Origin of the sequence: Bacillus sp. FMQ74 (assembly GCF_001875785.1) — a bacterium.
Classification (GTDB): domain Bacteria; phylum Bacillota; class Bacilli; order Bacillales; family Bacillaceae; genus Bacillus; species Bacillus stercoris.
Window position 1 is genome coordinate 86,892 of sequence record NZ_MOEO01000004.1, and the last position, 23,205, is coordinate 110,096.

Below are 23,205 nucleotides of genomic sequence, written 5' to 3' on the forward strand. Positions count from 1 at the left end.
CAGACAATAACATTGGCTATGATGTACAATTTTCTTATTTGTATTTGAACAGCCTAAACAAGAAAAAAAGACAGACCTCATGGCCCGTCTCTTTCTCAAGATGCAGTTTTCATTAATGCAGCAAATCTCACAGCCATTAACAGGCTTGCTCCTCCCGTGATGATCATAATGATTCCCATCATATCAAAATGGGCGGCCGTGATTTCTTTGCCAAAAAGAATACCAAGGATCACCGAAGACAAAATCGACCCTAGGTAACGGCAGGTTTGAAACAGTCCGGAAGTCGTTCCTACCATGTTGGAAGGACTCGTTTTCAGCATTGCTGCCTGAAGCGCGACATTTCCCAGTCCGTAGCCTATACCCAAGAGCGATAGAATGAGGCCTTTCCCGATGGTCTCGACATTGATAAAAAAGATGGTTAAGAGCACAGCTCCAGCCGTCATCAAAAGCGCTCCAGCAAAGATCGGCTTGACAACACCTGATCGGTCGATCCATTTGCCCGTAACAGGTGACACAACAATGCTCATACCAGACATAAACAGCATAAACAGGCCGCTCGTTTGAACAGAAAGATGCATTTCATCCTGAAAATAACTTGGCAGACCAAAAAATAAACAATAGAAGAAAACATTCAGCAAAATAAACTGAACATATACAGCTGACAGGTTTCGCTGTGTTTTAAACAGACGGACATCAATGAACGGCTTATCCGTTTTCAGCTCGCGCCAGACAAATGCACAGAGCAGAAGCACGCCAAGCACACCTTCAACCGCATGCGGCGACGTGCTGAATGACAGCAGGAAGGATAGAAGGAAAATGATTCCCCCGGCAAATAAAACAATTCCAAGAATGTCGAGCTGCCGAATAATCGTTTTGATTCCTGTCCCTTTTTTCTGATCTTTCGGGAACATATACAGGCCCAAAAAGAAGCTGAGGATAATAAACGGCAAATTAACGATAAAGATCGCCGGCCAGCCGCCCCACACAATCAAAAAACCGCCGACTGTCGGCCCCAGCGCGGTCATGGCGGACGCAAAGATAGAAAGTACAGCCAAGGCTGAAGCTTGGCGCTCATGAATATGATTCCGAATCAATCCGACACCTGACGGATAAATCGCACTGCTCCCCACCGATTGAAACAGCCGCATGATCAATAATGTCATAAATGTTGGCGCAAACGGCGCTCCGATGGCTGAAATCGCTACAAGTATAAGTCCGAATAAAAACAAGCGTTTCCGCCCAATTAAATCACCGAGCTTTCCCGTTACAGGCTGCGCTACTGCACTTGCCAGGTAAAACGAGGAAATCAGCCAAGAAACCGTTGTAAACGAGAGGTGAAACTCATGCTGGATACTATGGAGCGCGAGAGAAATCATAGACGAGTTCAGAGGATTCAGCATTGTTCCCGAAGCCACCGCTGTTAAAAATACAGCCCGGCTTTTTTTCGATAACATCATTTCACTTGTTCCAGAAATTCTTCCGTTGTCCGCGATTTACCGATTCTCGGGAAAATAAAGCGCAGTGTAGCTTCATGCTCTTCATCGTTAAACGTGGACATGGCATCTGTAATAAAAATCTGCTGATAGCCAAGCTGAAAGGCCTCGCGCGCTGTACTTTCCACCCCGATGTTCGTTGCAATGCCGCACAATACAATCGTATCAATGCCGCGGCGTCTCAGCTGCAAGTCTAAATCTGTGCCAAAAAACGCACCCCACTGCCGTTTTGTCACCGTGTAATCGCCATCCTGAACACCGATTTCCGGAACAAATTCGGCCCAGTCCGCCGGCATCTCCCCTGAACCTCCCTGCGCAGGCTCATCCGTTTGCGGCTTCAGAGCGTCGGCTCCATCGTGAAAGGCTACATTTACAAAGCTGATGAACCCGTTCTGTTTCCGAAATTCATCTACAAGCTTTTTCGCATTCGAGACAACCTGGCCGCTTTGATCAATCGGCACAATTCCCTTTTGTAAATCAATGATCACCAATGCTGTTTTTTGAAAATCAATGTTGAGTGTATTCATCATACGTCTCCTCCTGATACTGTTAGTGTTTCTCACATTGCATATTTTACTCTTCACACTGCCTAAGTTCTTTTTTGATGCTTGTGAAATTCTCAGAAGGAGCTTTTTCATATGGAATAGGAACATCATAAGGGATGTCACCTTGTCTTCACCTGTCTATCGACTCCTGTCTGAAATGTCCATAAATGCGCGGCAGCCCACCTAAAGGGAAGCCATTCATATCGTGCTAAAATCCTGCACCCCAATATCAAAAGGTAATCACGACGATGTTCACAATAATCGGCATAAAAACAACTGCCAGGATTTCAACAAAACGTGTAAACAGTTCGCAGACATAAGAATAACCGAAAAGTGCCACGCCACTTCCCGGCAGCCGCCTCGATTTCAGACGCCACATCTCAAACCGCACACGAAAAACTTAGAGTCTAAAAACATCGCTGGAATCTATTTGCACCGCTCTTTATTCATCATAAATGTATCATTCGGAATTCTAATCATTGTCCGCTCGCCTCTTTTATAGATATAAAGTCTTATATCACAGTTCTCCTTTCTTTCCATCCCTCGATAACATTCCCCAAAAAACCATGTTAGGAAATCTTACATGAAAATGTTTTATCATTCTTTTTTCTCTATAATGAAGAAATATAATAATTGCTTTTTATTCTGAAAGATACGGAGGAATGAGACATGCAAATGGGCGATACAGTTTTTATGTTCTTTTGCGCTTTACTCGTGTGGCTGATGACCCCGGGGTTAGCGTTATTTTATGGAGGGATGGTAAAAAGCAAAAATGTGCTGAGCACTGCCATGCACAGTTTCTCTTCCATTGCCATCGTTTCCATCGTTTGGGTGCTGTTCGGATATACACTTGCCTTTGCACCAGGCAATTCCATCATCGGCGGACTGGACTGGGCAGGCCTCAAAGGGGTCGGATTTGATCCGGGAGATTACAGCGATACCATTCCCCACTCGTTATTCATGATGTTCCAAATGACGTTCGCTGTACTGACTACAGCGATTATTTCAGGGGCTTTCGCAGAGCGGATGAGGTTCGGCGCTTTTCTTTTATTCTCGGTTTTATGGGCCTCTTTGGTTTACACACCCGTAGCGCATTGGGTATGGGGCGGCGGCTGGATCGGCCAGCTTGGGGCGCTCGATTTCGCCGGCGGCAATGTTGTTCATATTTCCTCCGGTGTGGCAGGACTTGTTCTCGCTATTGTGCTGGGCAAACGGAAAGACGGCACAGCGTCTTCTCCGCATAACCTCATTTACACCTTCTTAGGAGGAGCCTTGATTTGGTTCGGCTGGTTCGGTTTTAACGTCGGCAGCGCTTTAACCTTAGATGGTGTGGCCATGTACGCCTTCATCAACACAAACACAGCGGCAGCAGCCGGGATTGCCGGCTGGATCTTCGTCGAGTGGATCATTAACAAAAAACCGACCATGCTCGGAGCAGTATCCGGAGCGATTGCCGGGCTTGTCGCCATTACACCGGCAGCCGGATTTGTCACACCGTTTTCTTCCATTATTATTGGCATCATCGGCGGGGCAGTCTGTTTCTGGGGTGTATTCTCGCTGAAAAAGAAATTCGGATACGATGACGCACTTGACGCCTTTGGCCTGCACGGGATCGGCGGGACATGGGGCGGAATCGCGACAGGATTATTCGCAACAACCTCTGTTAACTCAGCGGGAGCAAATGGGTTATTCTACGGTGACGCAAGCTTAATCTGGAAACAAATTCTCGCGATAGCCGCCACTTATGTTTTTGTATTTATTGTCACTTTCGTTATTATTAAATTTGTAAGCCTCTTCCTTCCCCTTCGTGCAACCGAAGAAGAAGAATCACTTGGGCTTGACTTAACGATGCACGGGGAAAAAGCATATCAAGATTCTATGTGAGGAGTGACGTTATGAGCGGTCAAATGTTCAAGGTAGAAATTGTAACGCGTCCGGCAAATTTTGAAAAGCTGAAGCAGGAACTCGGAAAAATCGGTGTCACCTCTCTGACCTTCTCCAATGTTCACGGCTGCGGCCTTCAAAAAGCACATACGGAGCTCTATCGAGGGGTAAAAATAGAAAGCAATGTATATGAGCGACTAAAAATTGAAATCGTGGTCAGCAAGGTGCCTGTTGATCAAGTGACTGAAATCGCTAAAAGGGTGCTGAAAACAGGATCACCGGGTGACGGTAAAATATTTGTCTATGAAATCAGCAATACGATCAACATCCGCACAGGCGAAGAAGGACCTGAAGCACTTTAATGGTTTAGAAGAGATCCGAAATTCCGGGTCTCTTTTTTTGCCCCCCATAAACACCGCGCCCTCTCCGAATTCTCTTCAAGCGTCATACTTTCTGACAAACTCTTTTTTGATTTGAAACTTTTTATGAGTATAATGAGTCTATTATTAAAAATGTAAAAGGTGATTATTTGAACTACGAAATTTTTAAAGCCATCCATGGACTATCTCATCACAATTCCGTTCTCGATTCCATTATGGTCTTCATCACGGAATATGCCATTGTCGCCTATGCCCTTATCCTATTGGCGATCTGGCTGTTCGGGAACACACAAAGCAGAAAAAATGTACTTTACGCAGGCATCACAGGAATTGCAGGCCTTGTGATCAACTATTTGATTACACTTGTTTATTTCGAACCGCGCCCGTTCGTAGCGCATACTGTGCATACATTGATACCGCATGCTGCGGATGCTTCATTTCCAAGTGACCACACGACAGGTGCATTAGCGATTTCTATTGCGATGCTTTTCAGAAACCGTAAAATCGGCTGGCCACTTGTCATTTTCGGGCTTTTGACAGGCTTTTCGAGAATTTGGGTGGGACATCACTATCCGGTAGATGTATTAGGCAGCCTCGTTGTCGCCATCATTATCGGGTTCCTATTCTTTAGATTTTCAGAACTGCTTCGCCCGTTCGTCGATATGATCGTGAGGATCTATGAAGCCATGATCAATAAACTGACGAAAAAAACAACCGATCAAAATTTCTAAAAAAGACAAAAGCCGGCGTCTGAAACCAAGACAGCCGGCTTTAATATTTTTCATACATCTCATGTTTTCTCCGCTTCGCCAACACATATAAACCATAAAACAATCCAATTCCAACAGCATCGATGAGCACATCCCGAATGCATCCGTTCCTGCTGAAGAAGAGCTGAAGAACTTCTGTGAAAAAAGCAAACGCGAATGAGCCGGCTGCTGCTGATCTTATGCTGCCCCGCTGTTTCCACAGCAAATATGTCAGCACAAAGAAGGAAAACGCGTGCCCGATTTTTTGAATAAACGCTTCTGGTACAGTAAGCTCAGTAAAATCCATAACGAAAAATTGAGTCAGATCAGGGTGCGGCTGAAAATGAAAAGCCACCGTTTGCGATACGATCATGCCGCTGAAGCTTTCCGTACAGACAGAAAGCAGGATAAAAAAGGTCCAGCCTGCAAGCAATAGGCGGTTCATGACATAACCTCCTTTATAGCATACGTGCCTATGTGTAACTACATAGACGGTAAAATAAAGCAGAAAGTAACAGAAAAAAACGCCCATCACACGGATAGACGTTTTCCTGATTAAGACTGTTCAGTGTCTTCTGTTGTGCTGCTTTCTTTAGAACCAGATTTGTCAGTTGAATCATCCTTTTTCTCACCGGACTTTTCTTCTGTTCCTTTTTCAGTTGATCCGCCCTTTTTCTCGGATGATTGCTGAATGGATTCTTCTGTTTCTTGTGTGGCAGCTTTTTCTTCTGCAGCTGCTGCTTTTTCAATAGAAGAAACCGGCTTGTCCATAAAGTTTAACGGATTCATTGCAACTCCGTCTTTACGGATTTCAAAGTGCACGTGGTTTCCGCTGTCTTCACTGTAAAGGTTCTTGCCAGATTTTCCGATCACTTGGTTTTGTTTTACTTTGTCACCTTGCTCAACACTTACTTCAGAAAGAGATTGATACACAGTCGATAAACCGTCGGCATGTTCAACTTCCACAACATATCCCAGCACTGGATCTTTTTCAGCTTTGACAACCGTACCGCTCAGAGAAGCAGAAACATCGAAATCTTTTCCGTCTTTCTCAGCTAAGTCAATTCCTTTGCTTAGGCTGTACGTGTTATTATAGGTAACGAGTGCTGCTTCTTTCTCTTCTTTTGCGGCATCGGTTTCATAGAACTTTTTCACAACAGAAACGTTTTCAGAATCAACAACCGGCATTGCGACATTTTCCATTGACTTTCCTACTTCAACTGCATCGTCGTTGTTGTCATATGCAGAGTTTCCGCCGTTATCAGCTAACTGATCCTTTACCTCATCATTTGATACTGATTGATACCAAAGGACAGCTGTTAAAATGACGGCCGCACTGACTAAGTAAATTGCAGGGAACACCCAGCGTTTACGAAAAAACTGCTGAAGTTTTTTGACTTGAGAAGTTTTCTTTTCTTCCTCTCTCATTGTTTCATCACCTCAGCAACATTCTGAACACTTTTCTGAAAATATATACACCTATCCAAAAAAACTTTTTTTAGATGTAGTTTGCGCAGACTAATACGAAAATATGTCATTTTTTTTGAGAGGAGTGCCAAATACGCATGAACATGACTTTGCGTCTTGCTGAGCATAAAGATCTGGAGGCTGTTGTTGCGATTTATAATTCAACGATTGCTTCTCGAATGGTAACAGCCGATACCGAACCGGTAACTCCTGAAGATCGGATGGAATGGTTTTTGGGACATACAGAGTCACGTCCGCTCTATGTTGCCGAGGACGAAAACGGAAACGTAGCTGCCTGGATCAGTTTTGAAACATTTTATGGAAGGCCGGCCTATAATAAAACAGCGGAGGTCAGCATATACATTGACGAAGCATGCCGCGGCAAAGGTGTTGGATCATATTTGCTTCAGGAAGCGCTCCGCATTGCGCCGGATCTTGGCATCCGCTCACTTATGGCCTTCATTTTCGGACATAATAAACCAAGCCTGAAGCTGTTTGAAAAGCACGGGTTTGCAGAATGGGGACTATTCCCCGGCATCGCCGAAATGGACGGGAAAAGATATGATTTAAAAATTTTGGGGAGAGAACTGTCATGATTAGTTTGGATAAAGATGAAAACGAAATAGAAAATGATAATGAAGAAAACAGCCCCGTTGAGCAGGAGACTGCGCCTGCGAAAAATGAGAGCCGCCAGCTGAGCGCCTCTGCTGTCAAGTCGCTATCCGCCATTGCCAAGTGGGGCAAAATTTCCGGCATCTTGTTCATTATTATGGGATCGCTTGTTACCCTGTCTGCTTTAATGACAGTGATTGGAGCCATTCCGGGCGTACTGCTTATTATTTCAGGCGTATTTTTAATGCGCTCAGCAAAAGCAGCCGCTGAAGCCGAAGGAAATCTAGCCGGAAGCGCTGGCGAAAGCATGCTTGAAAATTACGGGACATTTATTAAAATGCAGCTGTTTTACGCAGCATCCAGTATCGTCACCGGCCTGATCGGAATCATTGTAGCCATTTTCGTGCTGGTGATAATCGGCATTGCTGCTTTTGAAAATACCCCTTCGTATGATGATCCGGATTCTTACTATTATGAGGATGATCCGGTGTTTGAATAATGATGAAACAGGACAGGGCATGAGTTCCGGATCAAACGGAACCATGCCTTTTTTATTTGTCTATTTTCCGTAAAATTGTCAATCAAAGCAGGCTGGCGTAAACACCAAGTCTTGAAGCAAGCATACAATCTATTAAAATGACTCGGTCTTTCAACTCGAAAGCGCATCAGCAGGTTTGTCTCAATAAACATAAAGGAGTGGGACATTTGGGAAATAACAACCCTTCGGAAAAAGTAAAAGTGATAGCTGAAATCGCAAACGCCCATCAAGGAAAAGAGGAGAACCTCAGAGCACTCATCAAGGCTGCCGCAGAAAGCGGAGCAGATGGTGTGAAATTTCAGTGGTTCAAATATGACTGTATTGCAACACCTTGTTTTTTTGCTTATGAGTCGTATATCGAGCTGTTTTTGAATGAAGACGTATGGAAAAATTGTGTCGCATATGGAAAAAGCCTTGGATTAGAAATATGGGTGGATATTTTCGATTCATGGGGAGCAGAGCTTTTTTCGCACCTGCAGCGTGACATTGACGGCATTAAGCTTCCAACAACCATCCTTCAATCCACGGAGATCATGAAAACGATAGGTATGACTGAGAAGCCTGTGCTCATCGGAGTTGGGGGATGGTATGAAGAAGAGATTGATCAGTTGATGCCGCTTGTAAAACAACATATGGACAATCAGCTCATTCTTATGCACGGATTCCAAGGATATCCGACAACATTAGAGGATATTAATCTAAAACGGGTTCAATACCTAAAAGAAAGATACCAGGTTCAAATTGGATTTGCGGATCACATTGACGCAGATCATCCGCTTGCAGCCGACCTTCCTGTCTATGCGTTTTTCTCAGGGGCCTCTGTTATTGAAAAACATATAACCCTAAACCGGGCAGCTAAAGGGTTTGATTATTATTCTTCACTAGAGCCAAACGAATTCAAACTAATGACGGAAAAGCTCAAGCAGGCCCAAATTGCAGCGGGGTCAACTGCAGTAAATGAATCCGAAAGAAAGTATTTGCATGATTCCTCATTACGTGTGACTGCCAATCGGGATATAAAAAAAGGAGAAATTATCACACTGGAAAAAACGAGTTACAAAAGATGCGGAAATGAGAATGCACTGATGCCTTTACAAGCCGAAGACACTTTTCCTCAAGTCGCAACTGCTGATTTATCGTTAAACCAGCCAATTACACCCAACGATATTAAAAATCCAAAAATTACGATTGCGGTAATATGCCGGCTAAAATCGACCCGTTTGCCAAAAAAAGCGCTGCTCCCGATTTATGGAATTCCATCTGTGGAGCGCTGTTTAATCAATTGTCTGGCTGTCCCTTCTGTTGACGAAGTTGTGTTAGCAACGTCAAATCTTCCTGATGACGATCCGCTTGAAGCTTTCACTCTAAATGGAAAGGTCAGAATCGTAAGAGGCTCCCCCGAAAATGTGGCAGAAAGAATGCTTGAAGCCGCGGCGTTAACAAAAGCCGATATCATTATCCGGGTGACCGGCGATTGTCCAGCGGTTTCACCTGAAGTGCTTCAATATTTAATTGAACAGCACTTGCAAAAAGGAGCAGATTATACTCAGGAACTTTCAGGTTCAGCAGGAATTTCCGGGAATATTATTACTGTTGAAGCTCTTCAGCGGCTTGTGCAGCAGCCAAAACCGTTAACCCATACAGAATATCTTTCTTTTTATTTTGTAAACAATCCTTCCCTATTCACCATCAATCAAGTCAGCCTGCCGAAAGAACTCCATTATCCATCTTGGCGTTTAACCCTAGATGAACCTAAAGACTTAGAATTGTTTGAACAAATATATCAAAACCTGGATGTCAAAAACGAACCGCTCTATTTCAGCCGGATAAGAGATTATTTAACAGAAAACCGGCACATTTCAAAGATAAATCAAGATGTGTCGACCAAATGGATCGATCAGGCATCACTAGTAGAGGAAATCAACAAAGCAACGCTGTTACCCAAAAATAAATAACAAACTCGTGTCCGTATGCCAAGTCATACAAAAAACACCCGATTGTAAAATCCCAACAATCCGGGTGCAGCTTTTATTCATACATTTTCTTGCGTCTGTCTTCCTCAGTCAAAAATTCAACAAAACTCCGCATCGCAAACGGTTCTTCCTTTATCTGTCGTGCGTAGGAGTTTTTCCGTTCTTCTGAAAGGATGTCGCTCTTTTTGATCCTGTTCAGCATATAGATGTGAACCGTTTTTTGGATTTGTTTGTGCTGATAGCCTGCCTCTTTAAAAAACGCCAGCCCGAGTGCCGCCAAAAGAGCGAATATGCCTGCACTGATCAGGGACTCCCTGTCAGCTGAAGCGTGAAATAGAAAAGCAGCTAAATTAAAGAGAGAGAATGCAGCAAGCGGAATAGCAAGAAAACGGTAAATGACGGTTTTTTTCATGAAAGGCTGTACGGCCTTTTGAATTTTTTGCATTTCTGTTTTGATGAACCCCGGCATTTGTTCGACTCTGTAAAAGTTCATGTTATCCTCCCCCTTTATTTGATGTTGCAAGGCTTCACGAACGTTATCATATGTGTTTATTTTAACGCAGGTGCAAGCCGGTTTTAAAGAAATCTGCCCGTATTTTTCACGAAGAATCTGGATCGCCGCTCTTTATTCTTTTAAAATGTGAGTGTTATAATTTGTAATGGGAATCAGATCACTGTTATTCATGGAATACTAATGGCAATCTTCTTGATAAATATGAATGAGCGGGGTTACAAAGTGAGTATTTCTTCCATCCTTTTATCACTTTTTTTCATTTTAAATATTCTTTTGGCGATCATTGTCATCTTCAAAGAACGGCGCGATGCCAGCGCATCTTGGGCGTGGCTGCTTGTTCTTTTCTTTATTCCCGTTTTAGGCTTTATTTTATACCTATTATTCGGCCATAATCTTAGACGCAAGCATTTGTTTCAATGGGAAGACCGAAAAAAGATTGGAATCGAAAGGCTGCTGAAGCATCAGCTTGAAGATTTAGAAACCAAGCAATTCCAGTTCAACAACCGGGCAACCTTTGATAACAAAGATTTAATTTATATGCTGATCATGAATAACCATGCTGTGTTTACAGAGGATAATTCAGTTGACGTCATTACAGATGGACGGGATAAATTTCAGCGGCTGCTGAATGACATTTCAAAGGCTAAGGATCATATCCACTTACAGTATTATATTTATAAAGGTGATGAATTAGGCAAAAAATTGCGGGACGCTCTCATCCAAAAAGCGAAAGAAGGTGTTCAGGTCAGAGTGCTTTATGATGAACTCGGGTCCAGAACGCTGAGAAAGAAGTTTTTTAAAGAGCTTCGCGAGGCTGGCGGGCATGTGGAGGTCTTTTTTCCTTCAAAGCTTAGACCGATTAACCTGCGGCTGAATTACCGGAACCATCGAAAGCTTGTTATTATAGACGGCATGACCGGTTATGTCGGGGGTTTTAATGTCGGAGATGAGTATCTAGGGCTTAATCCGAAATTCGGTTATTGGCGGGATACGCATATCAGGCTGCAAGGAACGGCCGTGCACGCGATCCAAACTCGGTTCATCCTTGACTGGAACCAAGCTTCACATCACCATACGCTGACATATATTCCGAATCACTTTCCTGATTACGGCCCAAAAGGCAACGTCGGGATGCAGATTGTCACAAGCGGCCCTGATTCGGAATGGGAACAAATTAAAAATGGCTACATTAAAATGATATCGAACGCCAAGCGTTCCATTTTGATTCAAACGCCTTATTTTATCCCGGATGCAAGCCTTCTGGATGCATTAAGGATCGCTTGCCTTTCGGGCATTGACGTCAACATTATGATTCCGAACAAGCCTGATCACGCCTTCGTATACTGGGCCACGCTTTCATACATCGGCGATCTGCTGAAAGCCGGAGCGACTGTCTATATTTATGATAACGGCTTTATTCACGCGAAAACCATCGTGGTGGATGACGAAATCGCTTCAGTCGGCACAGCGAACATTGATGTCCGAAGCTTCAGGCTGAATTTTGAGGTTAATGCATTTATTTACGATATCACCATTGCTAAAAAACTGGTTTCAACTTTTAAAGAAGATTTGCTAGTATCCAGAAAATTCACCTATGAGGAATACCTGCAGCGCCCGTTGTGGATTCGAATAAAAGAATCCGTCTCGCGGCTGTTGTCGCCGATCTTATAAGATGCGCCAAAAAACCCGGCCTTTACGGCCGGGTTTTGTCTTGATGGTCACAGTAAATAATGATCGCCTCCCGCAAAAAAGCGGCAAGACCCTCTCCATATTGATTGATTGAATCGGTAAATCGTTCGTCAGTGATATACACTTCCCCAAGTCCTCTGAAAATGTCGAGTGTGCAATCGTAATGATATTGGCAAATATGATCACGAAATGCCCCCACCGCGGCCTGTACCTCTGCATCATCGGGCCCATGTTTCATTCGTGCCGCAATTCGTCTGTAAATCGAATCGAATTCAGCCATGATCGTGCGCCAATCATCTGCCGAGTAAGAAGACGTCCTTTTCTCTGTGTCTTCTGCAATTTTCTTTCCATACAGCTTTCTGACTTCATCAGCGTATGTCTGCTGGTGCTCTTCAATGTCTTTCATGCTTAATCCGGCAAATAAATCCCGCTTATTCATCGTTACCCCTCCATCAACGGACAAAAGCGTCCTGTCAATTGTTTGAATCATTTCTTCCATTCTTTGTTTTTTCTTCATCAATATTTCCTTTTGCGACTGAAGCGCCGCTTTCCGGTCAAAATTCGGATGATCCAGCATCTCTTTAATTTCATCCAGACGAAACCCAATTTCCTTGAAAAACAAAATCTGCTGCAGTCTTTCCAGGTCTGCGTCACTGTACAAACGATACCCAGCATCAGTAAGCGCTGAAGGATTCAGAAGCTCAATATTGTCATAGTGATGAAGCGTCCGAATGCTGACGCCCGATATCTCAGCCACTTGTTTGACTTGATATTTCATACTTAACACCTCCTCTTTTTTATCGTAAACAATCACGCAGCGTTAGGGTCAATCCCAAAAATGTTGTTTTCTATATACAAAACTTCTCACAAATAGTGTATAAAAGAAAAGTGAGTATTTTTTTGTAAAGGGGAGTCAGTATACATGAATCCTGAAACAATGAACAAAACCCTCATCAGCATTTCAAAATGGGGAAAAGCTACAGGCATTTTATTTATTATTATGGGCGCAATTACCGCGCTTTCAGGCGCGTTCTTTTTTCTAATCGGTGCCGTGCCGGGCGTGCTTCAAATTATTTCCGGTATCTTTTTGATGCGGTCAGCTAGGGAAGCAGGCCAAATGGCTGAACACAATAGCGGACAGTCTGAAGACTTAATGCTGGAGAATTACGCGAAATTCGTAAAGATGCAAGGGATTTATTTGATCGTAAGCATCGCTGTATCCATTCTTGCGATTATCGCTTTCTTCATCTTTTTGATGCTTGGGATTGCTGACGGCTTATTCAGCGATACGTACAGCACTTATTAATGAGAAAAACCCGGAGCTGGCTCCGGGTTTTTTATTATTCTGCTTCGCTTACCACTGTGAAGCGTTCATTTTTGTGTTCGGGATGTTCAAGCTCATCCAATACGGCAATGGCATAATCTGCATAGCTGATATAGCTGTCGCCTTTGGCATTTACGATGACATTGTCTTTTCCTTTTTGGTAAGAGCCAGTCCGTTTTCCTGCCGGATCAAAAAATGCCGCAGGACTGAGGAATGTCCAAGAAATAGAGTCTGTCTGCTGCAAGTCTTTCAGGTTCTCGCCTTGATTCGATGCGGTTGGCAAATACTCTTTCGGAAATTCCGGCGTATCCATTAAACGGGTTGTTTTGGCTTCATCAACAAACAGGCTTCCCGCTCCGCCAACGACAAGCAATCTTGTGTGCTTCGCGTCTTTTAAGATGCTGATGAGCGCTCTGCCTGCTTCAACATGAAGATGTTCCTGGCCCGGCGCTGCCCCAAAAGCATTTACGACCGCGTCGAAAGGCTTGATGTCTTCTGCAGTCAGTTCAAACACATCTTTCTCCAAAACCGCTACGTCCTGTTCCTGCACTTTTGAAGCGTTTCGGACGATGGCAGTCACTTCATGGCCTCTTGTTTTCGCTTCTTTCAAAATCTCGTTTCCTGCTTTTCCGCTTGCCCCGATAATTCCAATTTTCATTTTTCATTTCCTCCTTATTTGTAACAGATTTAGTTACATGTTAGCGGTGAGAAGTCATCCCTTTTGATTAAAAGAGATGATTCATAACATCTTTTAATGACTTGCTTGCCAGTTCATTTTCCATCGCTCTTTGGACACTTTCAAACGTTTCATCCAGAGCGTTCTGAATTCTTTTCCCTACCGGACATTTCGGGTTTGGGTTTTCATGAACCGCAAAGAGTTCTTCTTGCTTTTGGACAGCCCGATACACTTCTAAAAGAGAAATATCAGCCGGGTCTTTTCTGAGGCTTGCACCAGGCACACCTGCGCGTGAGGTGAGAATATCAGCTTTTTTCAGCAGGCTGATCATTCTTCGGACCACTACCGGATTCGTGTTGACACTGTCAGCAATGATTTCTGAAGATGTTTTTTCATCCATCGAGATGAGGGATAAAATATGAATGGCAACAGCAAGACGGCTGTTAATCATGTTTTTTCACCACCGTTGTAACTATAATAGTTACATTTAGTTCGTTTGTCAACATCTAATATACACTAAATACATGGGTTTTGTGCACCGTTTTTAGTCAATATAACGGCCGGATGCACTCCGGCCGCGTCTTATCAGAATAAGAAATATCTTTGTCCAAGCGGCACATAATCGACAGGCTGGCAAGACAATTCCTCCCCATCAGCGAAGACCTGATAGGTTTTTGGATCAACCTCGATCTTCGGCAAAGCTGAGTTCAATTTCATATCCAGCTTGCTAAGCTTTCTGATATTTTTGACAGGAGAAATCCTTTTTTGCAACCCTAAGCTTTCCGCCACACCCCGCTCTATGCTTGCCTGGGACATGAATGTAATCGAGGTTGAGTTGTTGGCTTTTCCGTAAGACGCATACATTTGGCGCATGAAAACCGGTTCAGGAGTCGGGATGGAAGCGTTCGGATCTCCCATTTGCGCACGTGCAATCATGCCGCCCTTTAAGACCAGTTCGGGTTTCACACCGAAAAATACTGGATCCCACAGAACGAGATCAGCAAGCTTCCCTTTTTCCACCGAGCCGACTTCATGGCTGAGCCCGTGCGTAATTGCCGGATTTATTGTGTATTTGGCAATGTACCGTTTTGCGCGCACATTGTCATTTCCGTTTTCGCCGGCAAGAGCGCCTCGCTGCTTTTTCATTTTATCGGCTACCTGCCACGTTCGGATGATCACTTCACCGACCCGTCCCATCGCCTGGGAATCCGATGATGTCATGCTGATCGCACCGATATCATGGAGAATATCCTCCGCGGCAATCGTTGCAGCCCTGATTCTGGAATGGCTGAACGCCACATCTTCAGGCACTTTCGCATCTAAATGGTGACAGACCATCATCATATCAAGATGCTCATCCATCGTATTAACGGTATAAGGAATGGTTGGCGTTGTAGATGACGGCAGAATGTTCGCGTAAGAGGCAAGCTTCATAATATCCGGGGCGTGGCCGCCGCCTGCACCTTCAATGTGATAGGTATGAATGACCCGATCCCCAATCGCGTCGAGCGTGTTTTCCAAAAACCCCGCTTCGTTAATCGTATCTGTATGGATGGCAACTTGAATATCAGCCTCATCCACGACTTCCATACACGTTTTAATGGCGCTTGGCGTCGTGCCCCAGTCTTCATGAAGCTTAAGGCCGATGGCGCCTGCTTCCACCTGCTCGATCAGCGGCGCTTTATCAGATGCATTCCCTTTCCCTAAGAAGCCGACATTGATTGGAAACGCTTCGGCCGCTTCCAGCATTCTCGCCATATACCACGCGCCGGATGTACAAGTGGTCGCTTTGCTGCCTGTTGCGGGTCCTGTTCCGCCTCCCAAAAGGGTCGTCACACCTGAAGAAAGCGCAACTTCCATCTGCTGCGGACAAATAAAATGAATGTGTGTGTCCACTCCCCCGGCTGTTAAAATTTTGCCTTCACCGGAAATCACCTCTGTACCCGCTCCGATGACCATATGCGGATCGACACCATCCATGATATCAGGATTTCCGCTTTTTCCGACACCGACAATCCGGCCATCCTTCACACCGACATCCGCTTTGACAATGCCAGTGTAATCCAATAGCACGACGTTGGTGATAACCAAATCCAAAGCGCCATCCTTCCCTGTAATTCTGCCGTTTTGGCCCATGCCGTCGCGGATCGTTTTTCCGCCGCCAAAGATCATTTCTTCACCGTATACTGTGAAATCCTTTTCGACTTCGATCCATAAATCCGTGTCGCCCAATCTGATTTTATCGCCCGTGGTCGGGCCAAACAGCTCCGCATATTCCTCCCGTGACATTTTCATCGGATTACACCCTCCATCCAGCCGGCTTGTTTTAAGTTGGCCAATGTTTTTTCTTTGCCGCGTTCATCGATAAACGTGTCGGCCATTCCGTTCAGGCCTTTAATTGTCTTTCGTCCTCCAATTTCCACAAGCGTGACCGTTTTCTGCTCTCCAGGCTCAAAACGGACCGACGTGCCTGATGGAACATCAAGGCGCATGCCGATCGCCAGCTCACGGTCAAATAATAAAGACCCGTTTGCTTCCGCAAAGTGAAAATGCGAGCCGACTTGAATGGAGCGTGTCCCGGTGTTTTTTACCGTAATCGCCCGTGTCTCACGGCCTTCATTAATCGTAATGGTTCCCTCAGCAATTTGAAATGCCCCTGGCTTCATGACTTCACCTCCGCAGAAATTGGCTGATGTACCGTAACAAGCTTTACTCCATCCGGAAATGTGGCCTCCACCTGAATGCTGTCCAGCATCTCAGGCACACCCTCCATCACATCTTTTTCCGTTAACACATGGCGGCCGGCTTCCATCAGTTCTGCTACTCCCTTCCCATCACGCGCGCCTTCCATAATAAAGCAGGTGATATAAGCAGCAGCCTCAGGATAGTTCAGCAGAACGCCCCGCGCCTTTCGCTGTTTGGCTAATTCCCCCGCTGCAAAAATGAGCAATTTTTCTTGTTCAACCGGTGTCAGTTTCATCTGTAATCCTCCTTCTTTTGTCTTATAAAGCGGATGCGGTTACTACGAATTTGTGGGGCATGCAGGCGGGACATCACCTCCCTTTCTTCGAGAATGGGGGTTATACGGTGAGATGCCTTTCAAAGCGGCGTGCCGTTTCTTCATCGGCCTTTCCATGATCAACAACCGTTCCCCTGTCGATTACATAAAGATAGTCGGCGCAGGTTAAAACGCGTTTTCCAAACTGTGCTCGACTAAGATCACGGAAATCTCTTTTTTTGGAAATTTCTGCGATAACTTGTCTGATTAGTTCGACAATTGACGGCTGAATTCCTTCCATTGGTTCATCAAGTAAAATAATTTTTGGATGTCCCATCAACGCTCTGGCAATTGCAAGCTGCTGCTGGCCTCCGCTTAAATCGCCGCCTTTTCGGTCGAGCATCTCCTTTAAAACGGGAAACCACGGAAAAATTTCTCCCTTGACCTGTCCCGCCCGCTTCTTCCAGTTAAGGAGGAACCCTGCGGAACATACGCAATCCCCGCTCCTGCCCGTGTTTCCGCCTTTTCGTTTTGAACAAACGTTTGATGAAAACAAATAGCCCCCTGATTAGGTGGAAGCAGCCGTATCATTGTTTTCAGCAAAGTTGATTTACCCACTCCATACTGCGACAATCTATCCCGGGCGAACCTCCATGCTGAGGCTATGGAAGTATCATCGATTGATTGTAACCAGTCGTTACTTTCCTGTCCGCAACCAGAACAGCTTACAGATGGGCATCCTCCGAAAACATCAGCTTCTTTATCCTGCTGAAGAAGTTTTCTCATTTTTTGCGCATATCAATCTAGGGCGCCGTCTTCCACGATGAGTTCAAGCTTTTTGTTGAGAACTCTGCCTTTTTGATTTCGCTAACTGACGTTATAAAAGTTTACAACTTATGTCATCATTATATAGAAGAGGTTCATCAATTCATATAATATTTGAAAAATTTAGATACCTTGACCAAATCAGCTGTTTTTTTTGTTATATTTATTCACATCAGAAAAAGTGAACAAAAAAAGACAAGAAACATATCGTTTCCTGCCTCTTCCGTATGATTAATCTTTATCTGAGAATTTATCCTTCGCTTCCCCGATATCCTTTTGGATTTCGCCTTTCGCCTTATCTTTTTTGCCTTCAGCCTTCATGTCCGTTCTGTCAGTCATATCTCCGGCTTTATCCTTCGCTTCTCCTTTGGCTTTATTAAAGCCGCCTTTCATTTTGTCTTTTACACTATCGTTACCCATGTTGATTCTCTCCCCTCATTTATGTGTGTACTTGTTACCTTCCCGATCTGAGAAGCAATAAACATTCGAATGTTATTTATCGATTTCGTAGCGCTCTCCGTAACGGAGCACTTTGTATATCGCCAGCCCGTCTGATGACTTCTTCTCTGAATACCGAACCGGCAGCAGGGCAAAAAACACGTAATACGTAGAAAAATAGACAAACTGATAGAAAAACACATTCGGCTTTAATACACTGTGTATAATCAGCAGATTGACTGCAAAAATCGTGATCAGATTAAACAGGCATCCCCCGGCATACACGAGTGCATTTGAGAATCGATTGTCAATCTTCAAATCCCCGTATCGGCAAAAAGAATCGATAAAATAAATCGTTCTGAACCGTATTGGCCCAATCTTAAGCAGTGTTTTTCCCATTCCAATATCCAATGAGCCTTTTCCGCCAAAAATAAAAGCCATAAAGCTGTGCCCTGAAACATGTATGATCTGTACAAGCGGCAGAACAATGAGGAAAGACCATAGAAACTTCACCATATCATTGAAACCAAACATCGAATTCCCCCTCAATCAATCATGTATATCTGCATCCCAAAACGGCTTTTGTTCAAAAAACAGTGCTGTAGCGATTTTTCCTGTTCTCCCCGGAAATAAACGTTTCGATGCTCCCCTTTTTTTGCATATAAAAAAACCATCTGCCGGCAGATGGTTTTGTCTCATACTTTATATAAACAATCGTTCCTTTGAATCATCTCTCTCATGCTGACCGCTTTTTCATAAAAATACACCGCTTCTTTATATTGTTCGCGATGACTGAAATAGGAGGCAGCATCTAAAGCAAATTCTTCAATATATACGTACAGGCCTTTTTCTTCCATATAATCAAATACTTCTTGAATCATATCCAAATTGACAGATTCCACATATAAGGCCTGCAGAAATTTATATTTTGCAAGGCTGAAGAAGTCGTTACGTTTTTTGGCAATGGCAATCCCTTTTTCATAGTACCGCATCGCGGCTTCGCTATCTTGTTTTTTGAAAAGAACGCGGGTCAGGCTGAAGAGCGCTTTTGGAAGCTGTTCCAGCTGATAATCCTCGAAGACAGGAAGCGCTTTTTCAAAGTATTCGGCGGCTTGATCCAGCTCTCCCTTGTCATCATAGCAATTTCCGATATTATAAAGGGCTGATCCGATCAAACGGGGTTGTCCTTCCAATAAAGCAAGACGATATGCGTCATCCAAATGCTCAAGCGCTTTTTCATAATTTCTGTAGTCTATGTAGTTTCCTGATATGACGAAATGGCATTGAATTCTTCTGACTCTGTAAAAATCATTAGCCTTATACGTCTCCAGCGCCTGTACGGCGTGGTTCATGGAAAAGTGCGTCTGCTTCATAATATAAAAGACTTCCGCCACTTTAAAATGAAATTCCGCTCTTTCAATTTCATCTTCTACAAACGCAAGCATCTTCTCAGCTTTCCGATAAAAGGATATAGCCGAGATGTAATTGTTCTGTTCAAATTCGTACATTCCTCTAAACAAGTGAAAATAATACTCAGATAATCCGGAGATGCTGTCCTGGTTGCTTTCCAGTGTTTTGATCAATTCACGATATTGAAGCTGAGATTCCTCGTGCAGGTCTGGCTTTACATAATCCAGCATAATCTGGTGCCGGTAGCTGATCAGCTGATAATACAAGAGAAGCAGCTGATCCTCTTCCATCTGTTCTATGTCTTGATCAATTTCTTCCTTCAGCTTTACGGCATCAGCCACTTGAAATGCTAAAATGTGCTTATACCACTTATTGATTTTCACTCCTACTTGAGATGACGGGATCTCGTACGCGGCCATGCCCCTCCAACCCTTTCTATTTTCTAATTGGTTATATTTTATCATAATGTATGGCTTTGGAATTAAATTTTCTTACAATGATTCCTTCTTTATGCCTATCCTTATATATTTCGGTTTTTATACGTATTTTTTGCACTCTGATATTGATAAAAAAAGCTTACCGGACAGCGCCGATAAGCTTTTGACTTCATATTAACCGCCAATATAAGACATTTCCACTTTCTTTTTGCCTGATGCTTTTGATAGCGTGCGATCGACTGAATACTGATCGATCCGATTTTTCCATACTGTGCCGATCATTTCTGACAGTTCGTCATCACTTAAGTCCTGCCGAACCGGAGCTCTGAGGTCAAATCCGCTTGAAGCAAATAAGCAGGTAAACAGCTCTCCCCTCGCAGAAAGACGGGCCCTGTTACAAGATCCGCAGAACGCATCAGATACAGATGAGATGACGCCGATTTCTCCGGAGCCGTCCAAGTAGCGGAATCTGGAAGCCACTTCGCCTGTATAATTAGGCGCTATCGGCTCAACCGGCATGTGTTCATTGATCAAATCTATGATTTCCGCCTTTGTCATAACGTCTTTCTTTTCCCATTGGTTGGTATTGCCTACGTCCATAAATTCAATAAATCTCAGGATATGGCCTTTTTCTTTAAAATAACGGGCCATCGGCAGTATATCTTTTTCATTGACGCCCTTTTGGACGACCATATTGATTTTAACACCGAGTCCCGCTTGCTTCGCCGCTTCAATGCCTTCCAGCACCTTGCTGACAGAAACGCCGCGCCCGTTTATCTTTTTAAAACGTTCATCCTCTAAAGAATCAAGGCTGATCGTAACCCGTTTCAGCCCGGCTTCCTTGAGCCTCTCCGCATAAACAGGCAGCAGTGAACCGTTTGTCGTCATCGCAATATCACGGACACCCGGAATGCGGGCCAGTTTTTTGATTAGTTCCGGCATATCCTTTCTCATGAGGGGCTCTCCGCCGGTCAAGCGGATTTTTTCAACGCCAAATCTTGTGACAAAAAGTGTCGCAAGCCGTTCCAGCTCCTCAAATGAAAGCAGCTCCTCTTTCTTTAAAAAAGGATAGTCCGGACCGAATAATTCGGCGGGCATACAGTACGTGCATCGGAAGTTGCAGCGGTCTGTAACAGAAATGCGAAGGTCTCTCAGCGGTCTGTTTCTCTTATCCAACATCTGACGCGACTCTGTAATCATAGCTACAGCCCCTTCCTATCCCCCGATTCTCTCAGGGTGTGTATATACATTAAATGATTCGTTTCTGACAAATCCGATCGCTGTGATATTCAATTCTTCCGCCATTTGAATCGCAAGCTCCGTCGGGGCCGATTTGGAAATGACAATCGACACGCCGATTTTTGCCGCCTTTAACAGAACTTCTGATGAGATTCTGCCGCTGAACACAATCAGTTTGTCACGGACGGACATCCCATTTAGAAGGCAATGTCCGTATAATTTATCAAGTGCGTTGTGCCGGCCGATATCTGTGCGCATCAACAGCAGTTTCTCTGTGTCGCATAGTGCCGCATTATGGACGCCTCCCGTCTCCTGAAACGTCCCGCTCCTTTGCTGCATGTCTTTCATAAGCGCCAGACATGCTTCAGGCGATATCTTGATTTGGCTGACAGCCGTCTTGGCTGTTTTGACATCCTGCTGAAAATAAAAATGACGGCCCTTTCCGCAGCATGAGCCGATTACCCGTTTCGTATAATCCTTTTGATCCAATGTCTCAGGATGAACGAGGTCGACATAAACAAAACCGAGACTTTCATCTATTGTAAACCTTTTAATCTCTTTTTGAAATCGTATAACACCCTCTGATGCGAGAAATCCGATGACAAGCTCTTTGATATGCTCAGGCGTGCAAACGAGCGTCACAAATTCACTGCCATTCAGTATCACTGTCAAAGGGTATTCCGTCACCATCCGGTCTTTTATTTTGCTTATTTCCCCTTGTTCATAGCGCCATACATCCCTGACCGCAGTTGCTTTATCGTTCAATGTCTCTTCCCCTCCGCAATGTTCCTGCCTTTATATTTTTTCACACTCCTCGGATTTTGTCGAATTCTGAGACATAAAAAAGAGCCCTCTGTACAAAGACAAAGGACTCTATGTTTGCCTATGCTGATTCTTTCTCAGGACCGTAAACAGCACGATAGCTGCGATCAAGGTGAGAATGCTGACAAAAAAGAAGGCTGCCAGTTTTAGAAGAACACCAATCAATATGAATGCCACGGTGGCTATAAGAAAAATCATTCCTAATAATTTCATATGTTCAACCCCTTTTAAGGGTATCATTCCCGCCCAAACTGTTTTTAAACCATAAAAAAAGGCGCCTGGGGGAGCGCCTAATCATTAGGTTCCTTACTCAGTAAATTTTTGTGCTTCTTTTTCCCAAGCCTGTTCAAACTCATCCGCACTGTTCGCTGAAATGTATTCTCCGCCTCCAGCTACAGCCGCTTGTTTCATCTCTTCATTACCTTTAACATCAAAGTTGAATCCAATAATGTTTACGATCGTGTCCACATTCGATGCACGAAGCTTTTCGATTTCCGCCGCAGGGTCTCCGCCGCATGTTTCTTCACCGTCAGTGATTAAGTACACCACATTTTTTCCGTCCGCGCCAAAAGCTTCAAATTCTTTTCTTGTATCTGAAAGTGCTTTGGCAATCGGTGTCCAGCCAGTCGGCTTGATCTCACTCAATGAATTGTCAAACAGCGATCCTTCATATGGATGAAGGCCGTAAATGGTTTCCGTCGTGCTGCATGAAAGAGCTTTGCCGGACAATTTATTGTTTCCAGCATGTCCGAAAACGCGAAGCATGAGATTTGTATCCTTCGGAAGCAGCTCGGCAAAAGACTTTACTGATTTTTTGGCAATGTCTATTTTGCGCTCTCCCCCTGTTTTTTGAATCATGCTTCCGCTTCCATCAAACAAAACAGCTACATTTGTGTCAGTCTGTTTCTCAGCGGCAAAAGACGGGGAGGCAAAGGAGACAGTCAGCAATCCAATGATACCGGCAGCCAGCAGTTTTTTCATGTTTTCCTTCCTTTCTTTATCATATTTTCCAACTATAGTTGGATTCTTCTTTATGCTAGAATATGAAAATGCAAAATGATATAGGGCAAGCTGCCTTTTGTGCTGCTTTCACTTTCTGTTCAAAATCGCTTGAAATGCCGATGATATGTAGCCTTTTTCGCCCAAAAAGCATATACAGATTGTGACATGATTCATTCTTTTTTCGCCTTGA

28 protein-coding genes and 1 pseudogene are annotated in these 23,205 nt (G+C 44.1%); 8 read left to right on the forward strand and 21 right to left on the reverse strand.

Annotation, left to right across the window (positions count from 1 at the left end; genetic code table 11):
* Window positions 1-95: 95 nt before the first annotated feature.
* The 3 genes and pseudogenes from BLL41_RS09370 to BLL41_RS22785 all read right to left on the reverse strand — a co-directional run.
* Window positions 96-1,454, reverse strand: a complete 1,359-nt coding sequence (locus BLL41_RS09370; RefSeq protein ID WP_071577844.1) for an MFS transporter — start codon at window positions 1,452-1,454, stop codon at window positions 96-98.
* Window positions 1,454-2,023, reverse strand: coding sequence for a hydrolase (locus BLL41_RS09375; protein WP_071577635.1), 570 nt, complete (start codon window positions 2,021-2,023; stop codon window positions 1,454-1,456). Before BLL41_RS09375 ends, BLL41_RS09370 begins: the two co-directional genes overlap by 1 nt.
* A 216-nt stretch (window positions 2,024-2,239) precedes the next feature.
* Window positions 2,240-2,418: pseudogene (locus tag BLL41_RS22785) on the reverse strand (hypothetical protein); the annotation flags it as partial.
* Between the two features lie 289 nt (window positions 2,419-2,707).
* Between BLL41_RS22785 and amtB the strand changes: the two are divergent.
* From amtB to bcrC, 3 genes are all read left to right on the forward strand, one after another.
* Window positions 2,708-3,922 (forward strand): ammonium transporter AmtB, encoded by a 1,215-nt coding sequence (gene amtB / locus BLL41_RS09380; RefSeq protein ID WP_071577636.1) that lies wholly within the window; start codon window positions 2,708-2,710, stop codon window positions 3,920-3,922.
* An 11-nt stretch (window positions 3,923-3,933) separates the two neighbouring features.
* Entirely contained in the window at window positions 3,934-4,284 is a 351-nt protein-coding gene (locus tag BLL41_RS09385) for a P-II family nitrogen regulator (RefSeq protein WP_014665678.1), read from the forward strand.
* Between the two features lie 167 nt (window positions 4,285-4,451).
* A complete protein-coding gene (gene bcrC / locus BLL41_RS09395) occupies window positions 4,452-5,033 on the forward strand; it encodes an undecaprenyl-diphosphate phosphatase BcrC (RefSeq protein ID WP_071577638.1) in 582 nt (193 codons plus the stop codon).
* A gap of 40 nt (window positions 5,034-5,073) precedes the next feature.
* On the opposite strand, the gene BLL41_RS09400 is transcribed toward bcrC, so the two are convergent.
* Together BLL41_RS09400 and spoIIQ are read right to left on the reverse strand one after the other, a co-directional pair.
* Window positions 5,074-5,496 carry a VanZ family protein gene (locus tag BLL41_RS09400; protein ID WP_071577639.1) on the reverse strand — a complete coding sequence of 141 codons (423 nt, stop codon included), beginning with the start codon at window positions 5,494-5,496 and terminating at the stop codon, window positions 5,074-5,076.
* A 110-nt stretch (window positions 5,497-5,606) separates the two neighbouring features.
* The gene (gene spoIIQ, locus BLL41_RS09405; protein WP_071577640.1) at window positions 5,607-6,479 is read right to left on the reverse strand and encodes a stage II sporulation protein SpoIIQ; all 873 of its coding nucleotides are present in this window, start codon (window positions 6,477-6,479) and stop codon (window positions 5,607-5,609) included.
* A 143-nt stretch (window positions 6,480-6,622) separates the two neighbouring features.
* Here spoIIQ and BLL41_RS09410 point away from each other — a divergent pair, with 143 nt between their 5' ends.
* From BLL41_RS09410 to BLL41_RS09420, 3 genes are all read left to right on the forward strand, one after another.
* Window positions 6,623-7,114, forward strand: coding sequence for a GNAT family N-acetyltransferase (locus BLL41_RS09410; protein ID WP_080009905.1), 492 nt, complete (start codon window positions 6,623-6,625; stop codon window positions 7,112-7,114).
* Entirely contained in the window at window positions 7,111-7,629 is a 519-nt protein-coding gene (locus BLL41_RS09415) for a DUF5362 family protein (RefSeq protein WP_071577641.1), read from the forward strand. The genes BLL41_RS09410 and BLL41_RS09415 overlap by 4 nt, the downstream gene beginning before the upstream one ends.
* A 206-nt stretch (window positions 7,630-7,835) precedes the next feature.
* Complete coding sequence (locus BLL41_RS09420; protein WP_071577642.1) at window positions 7,836-9,623, forward strand: N-acetylneuraminate synthase family protein; 1,788 nt, start codon at window positions 7,836-7,838, stop codon at window positions 9,621-9,623.
* A gap of 73 nt (window positions 9,624-9,696) precedes the next feature.
* Here the strand turns inward: BLL41_RS09420 and BLL41_RS09425 are convergent, their stop codons facing one another.
* Window positions 9,697-10,134 carry a YwnF family protein gene (locus BLL41_RS09425; RefSeq protein ID WP_071577643.1) on the reverse strand — a complete coding sequence of 146 codons (438 nt, stop codon included), beginning with the start codon at window positions 10,132-10,134 and terminating at the stop codon, window positions 9,697-9,699.
* Between the two features lie 243 nt (window positions 10,135-10,377).
* Between BLL41_RS09425 and cls the strand changes: the two genes are divergently transcribed.
* The gene (cls, locus tag BLL41_RS09430; protein WP_042975513.1) at window positions 10,378-11,826 is read left to right on the forward strand and encodes a cardiolipin synthase; all 1,449 of its coding nucleotides are present in this window, start codon (window positions 10,378-10,380) and stop codon (window positions 11,824-11,826) included.
* A gap of 22 nt (window positions 11,827-11,848) precedes the next feature.
* On the opposite strand, the gene mta is transcribed toward cls, so the two are convergent.
* Complete coding sequence (mta, locus tag BLL41_RS09435; protein ID WP_071577644.1) at window positions 11,849-12,622, reverse strand: transcriptional activator Mta; 774 nt, start codon at window positions 12,620-12,622, stop codon at window positions 11,849-11,851.
* 144 nt (window positions 12,623-12,766) lie between these two features.
* Here mta and BLL41_RS09440 point away from each other — a divergent pair, with 144 nt between their 5' ends.
* Entirely contained in the window at window positions 12,767-13,150 is a 384-nt protein-coding gene (locus tag BLL41_RS09440; protein ID WP_003227738.1) for a DUF5362 family protein, read from the forward strand.
* 34 nt (window positions 13,151-13,184) lie between these two features.
* Here the strand turns inward: BLL41_RS09440 and BLL41_RS09445 are convergent, their stop codons facing one another.
* From BLL41_RS09445 to BLL41_RS09505, 14 genes are all read right to left on the reverse strand, one after another.
* Window positions 13,185-13,826 carry an NAD(P)-dependent oxidoreductase gene (locus tag BLL41_RS09445; RefSeq protein WP_015714860.1) on the reverse strand — a complete coding sequence of 214 codons (642 nt, stop codon included), beginning with the start codon at window positions 13,824-13,826 and terminating at the stop codon, window positions 13,185-13,187.
* 67 nt (window positions 13,827-13,893) lie between these two features.
* Entirely contained in the window at window positions 13,894-14,295 is a 402-nt protein-coding gene (locus BLL41_RS09450; RefSeq protein ID WP_014478233.1) for an Rrf2 family transcriptional regulator, read from the reverse strand.
* Between the two features lie 134 nt (window positions 14,296-14,429).
* On the reverse strand, window positions 14,430-16,139 hold the full coding sequence (gene ureC, locus BLL41_RS09455; protein ID WP_071577645.1) for an urease subunit alpha: 1,710 nt from the start codon (window positions 16,137-16,139) through the stop codon (window positions 14,430-14,432).
* The gene (gene ureB / locus BLL41_RS09460; RefSeq protein WP_071577646.1) at window positions 16,136-16,510 is read right to left on the reverse strand and encodes an urease subunit beta; all 375 of its coding nucleotides are present in this window, start codon (window positions 16,508-16,510) and stop codon (window positions 16,136-16,138) included. Before ureB ends, ureC begins: the two co-directional genes overlap by 4 nt.
* On the reverse strand, window positions 16,507-16,824 hold the full coding sequence (ureA, locus tag BLL41_RS09465; RefSeq protein WP_003227724.1) for an urease subunit gamma: 318 nt from the start codon (window positions 16,822-16,824) through the stop codon (window positions 16,507-16,509). The genes ureB and ureA overlap by 4 nt, the downstream gene beginning before the upstream one ends.
* A 100-nt stretch (window positions 16,825-16,924) precedes the next feature.
* Window positions 16,925-17,245: an ATP-binding cassette domain-containing protein gene (locus BLL41_RS23035; protein WP_256252415.1), complete on the reverse strand. Its 321-nt coding sequence runs from the start codon at window positions 17,243-17,245 to the stop codon at window positions 16,925-16,927.
* Between the two features lie 5 nt (window positions 17,246-17,250).
* Complete coding sequence (locus tag BLL41_RS23285) at window positions 17,251-17,628, reverse strand: ATP-binding cassette domain-containing protein (protein WP_371261913.1); 378 nt, start codon at window positions 17,626-17,628, stop codon at window positions 17,251-17,253.
* A gap of 270 nt (window positions 17,629-17,898) precedes the next feature.
* Window positions 17,899-18,087, reverse strand: a complete 189-nt coding sequence (locus BLL41_RS09475) for a stress response protein CsbD (RefSeq protein WP_071577647.1) — start codon at window positions 18,085-18,087, stop codon at window positions 17,899-17,901.
* A 72-nt stretch (window positions 18,088-18,159) separates the two neighbouring features.
* The gene (locus BLL41_RS09480) at window positions 18,160-18,639 is read right to left on the reverse strand and encodes a hypothetical protein (protein ID WP_014665701.1); all 480 of its coding nucleotides are present in this window, start codon (window positions 18,637-18,639) and stop codon (window positions 18,160-18,162) included.
* Window positions 18,640-18,800: 161 nt separating this feature from the next.
* Window positions 18,801-19,934 carry a response regulator aspartate phosphatase RapB gene (gene rapB / locus BLL41_RS09485; RefSeq protein WP_071577648.1) on the reverse strand — a complete coding sequence of 378 codons (1,134 nt, stop codon included), beginning with the start codon at window positions 19,932-19,934 and terminating at the stop codon, window positions 18,801-18,803.
* A 192-nt stretch (window positions 19,935-20,126) separates the two neighbouring features.
* The gene (gene moaA, locus BLL41_RS09490; protein WP_071577649.1) at window positions 20,127-21,152 is read right to left on the reverse strand and encodes a GTP 3',8-cyclase MoaA; all 1,026 of its coding nucleotides are present in this window, start codon (window positions 21,150-21,152) and stop codon (window positions 20,127-20,129) included.
* Window positions 21,153-21,167: 15 nt separating this feature from the next.
* Window positions 21,168-21,956 (reverse strand): formate dehydrogenase accessory sulfurtransferase FdhD, encoded by a 789-nt coding sequence (gene fdhD, locus BLL41_RS09495; protein ID WP_071577650.1) that lies wholly within the window; start codon window positions 21,954-21,956, stop codon window positions 21,168-21,170.
* A 108-nt stretch (window positions 21,957-22,064) separates the two neighbouring features.
* Window positions 22,065-22,226 (reverse strand): hypothetical protein, encoded by a 162-nt coding sequence (locus tag BLL41_RS09500; protein WP_071577651.1) that lies wholly within the window; start codon window positions 22,224-22,226, stop codon window positions 22,065-22,067.
* A gap of 93 nt (window positions 22,227-22,319) precedes the next feature.
* Entirely contained in the window at window positions 22,320-22,994 is a 675-nt protein-coding gene (locus tag BLL41_RS09505; protein ID WP_071577652.1) for a vWA domain-containing protein, read from the reverse strand.
* Between the last annotated feature and the right edge of the window lie 211 nt (window positions 22,995-23,205).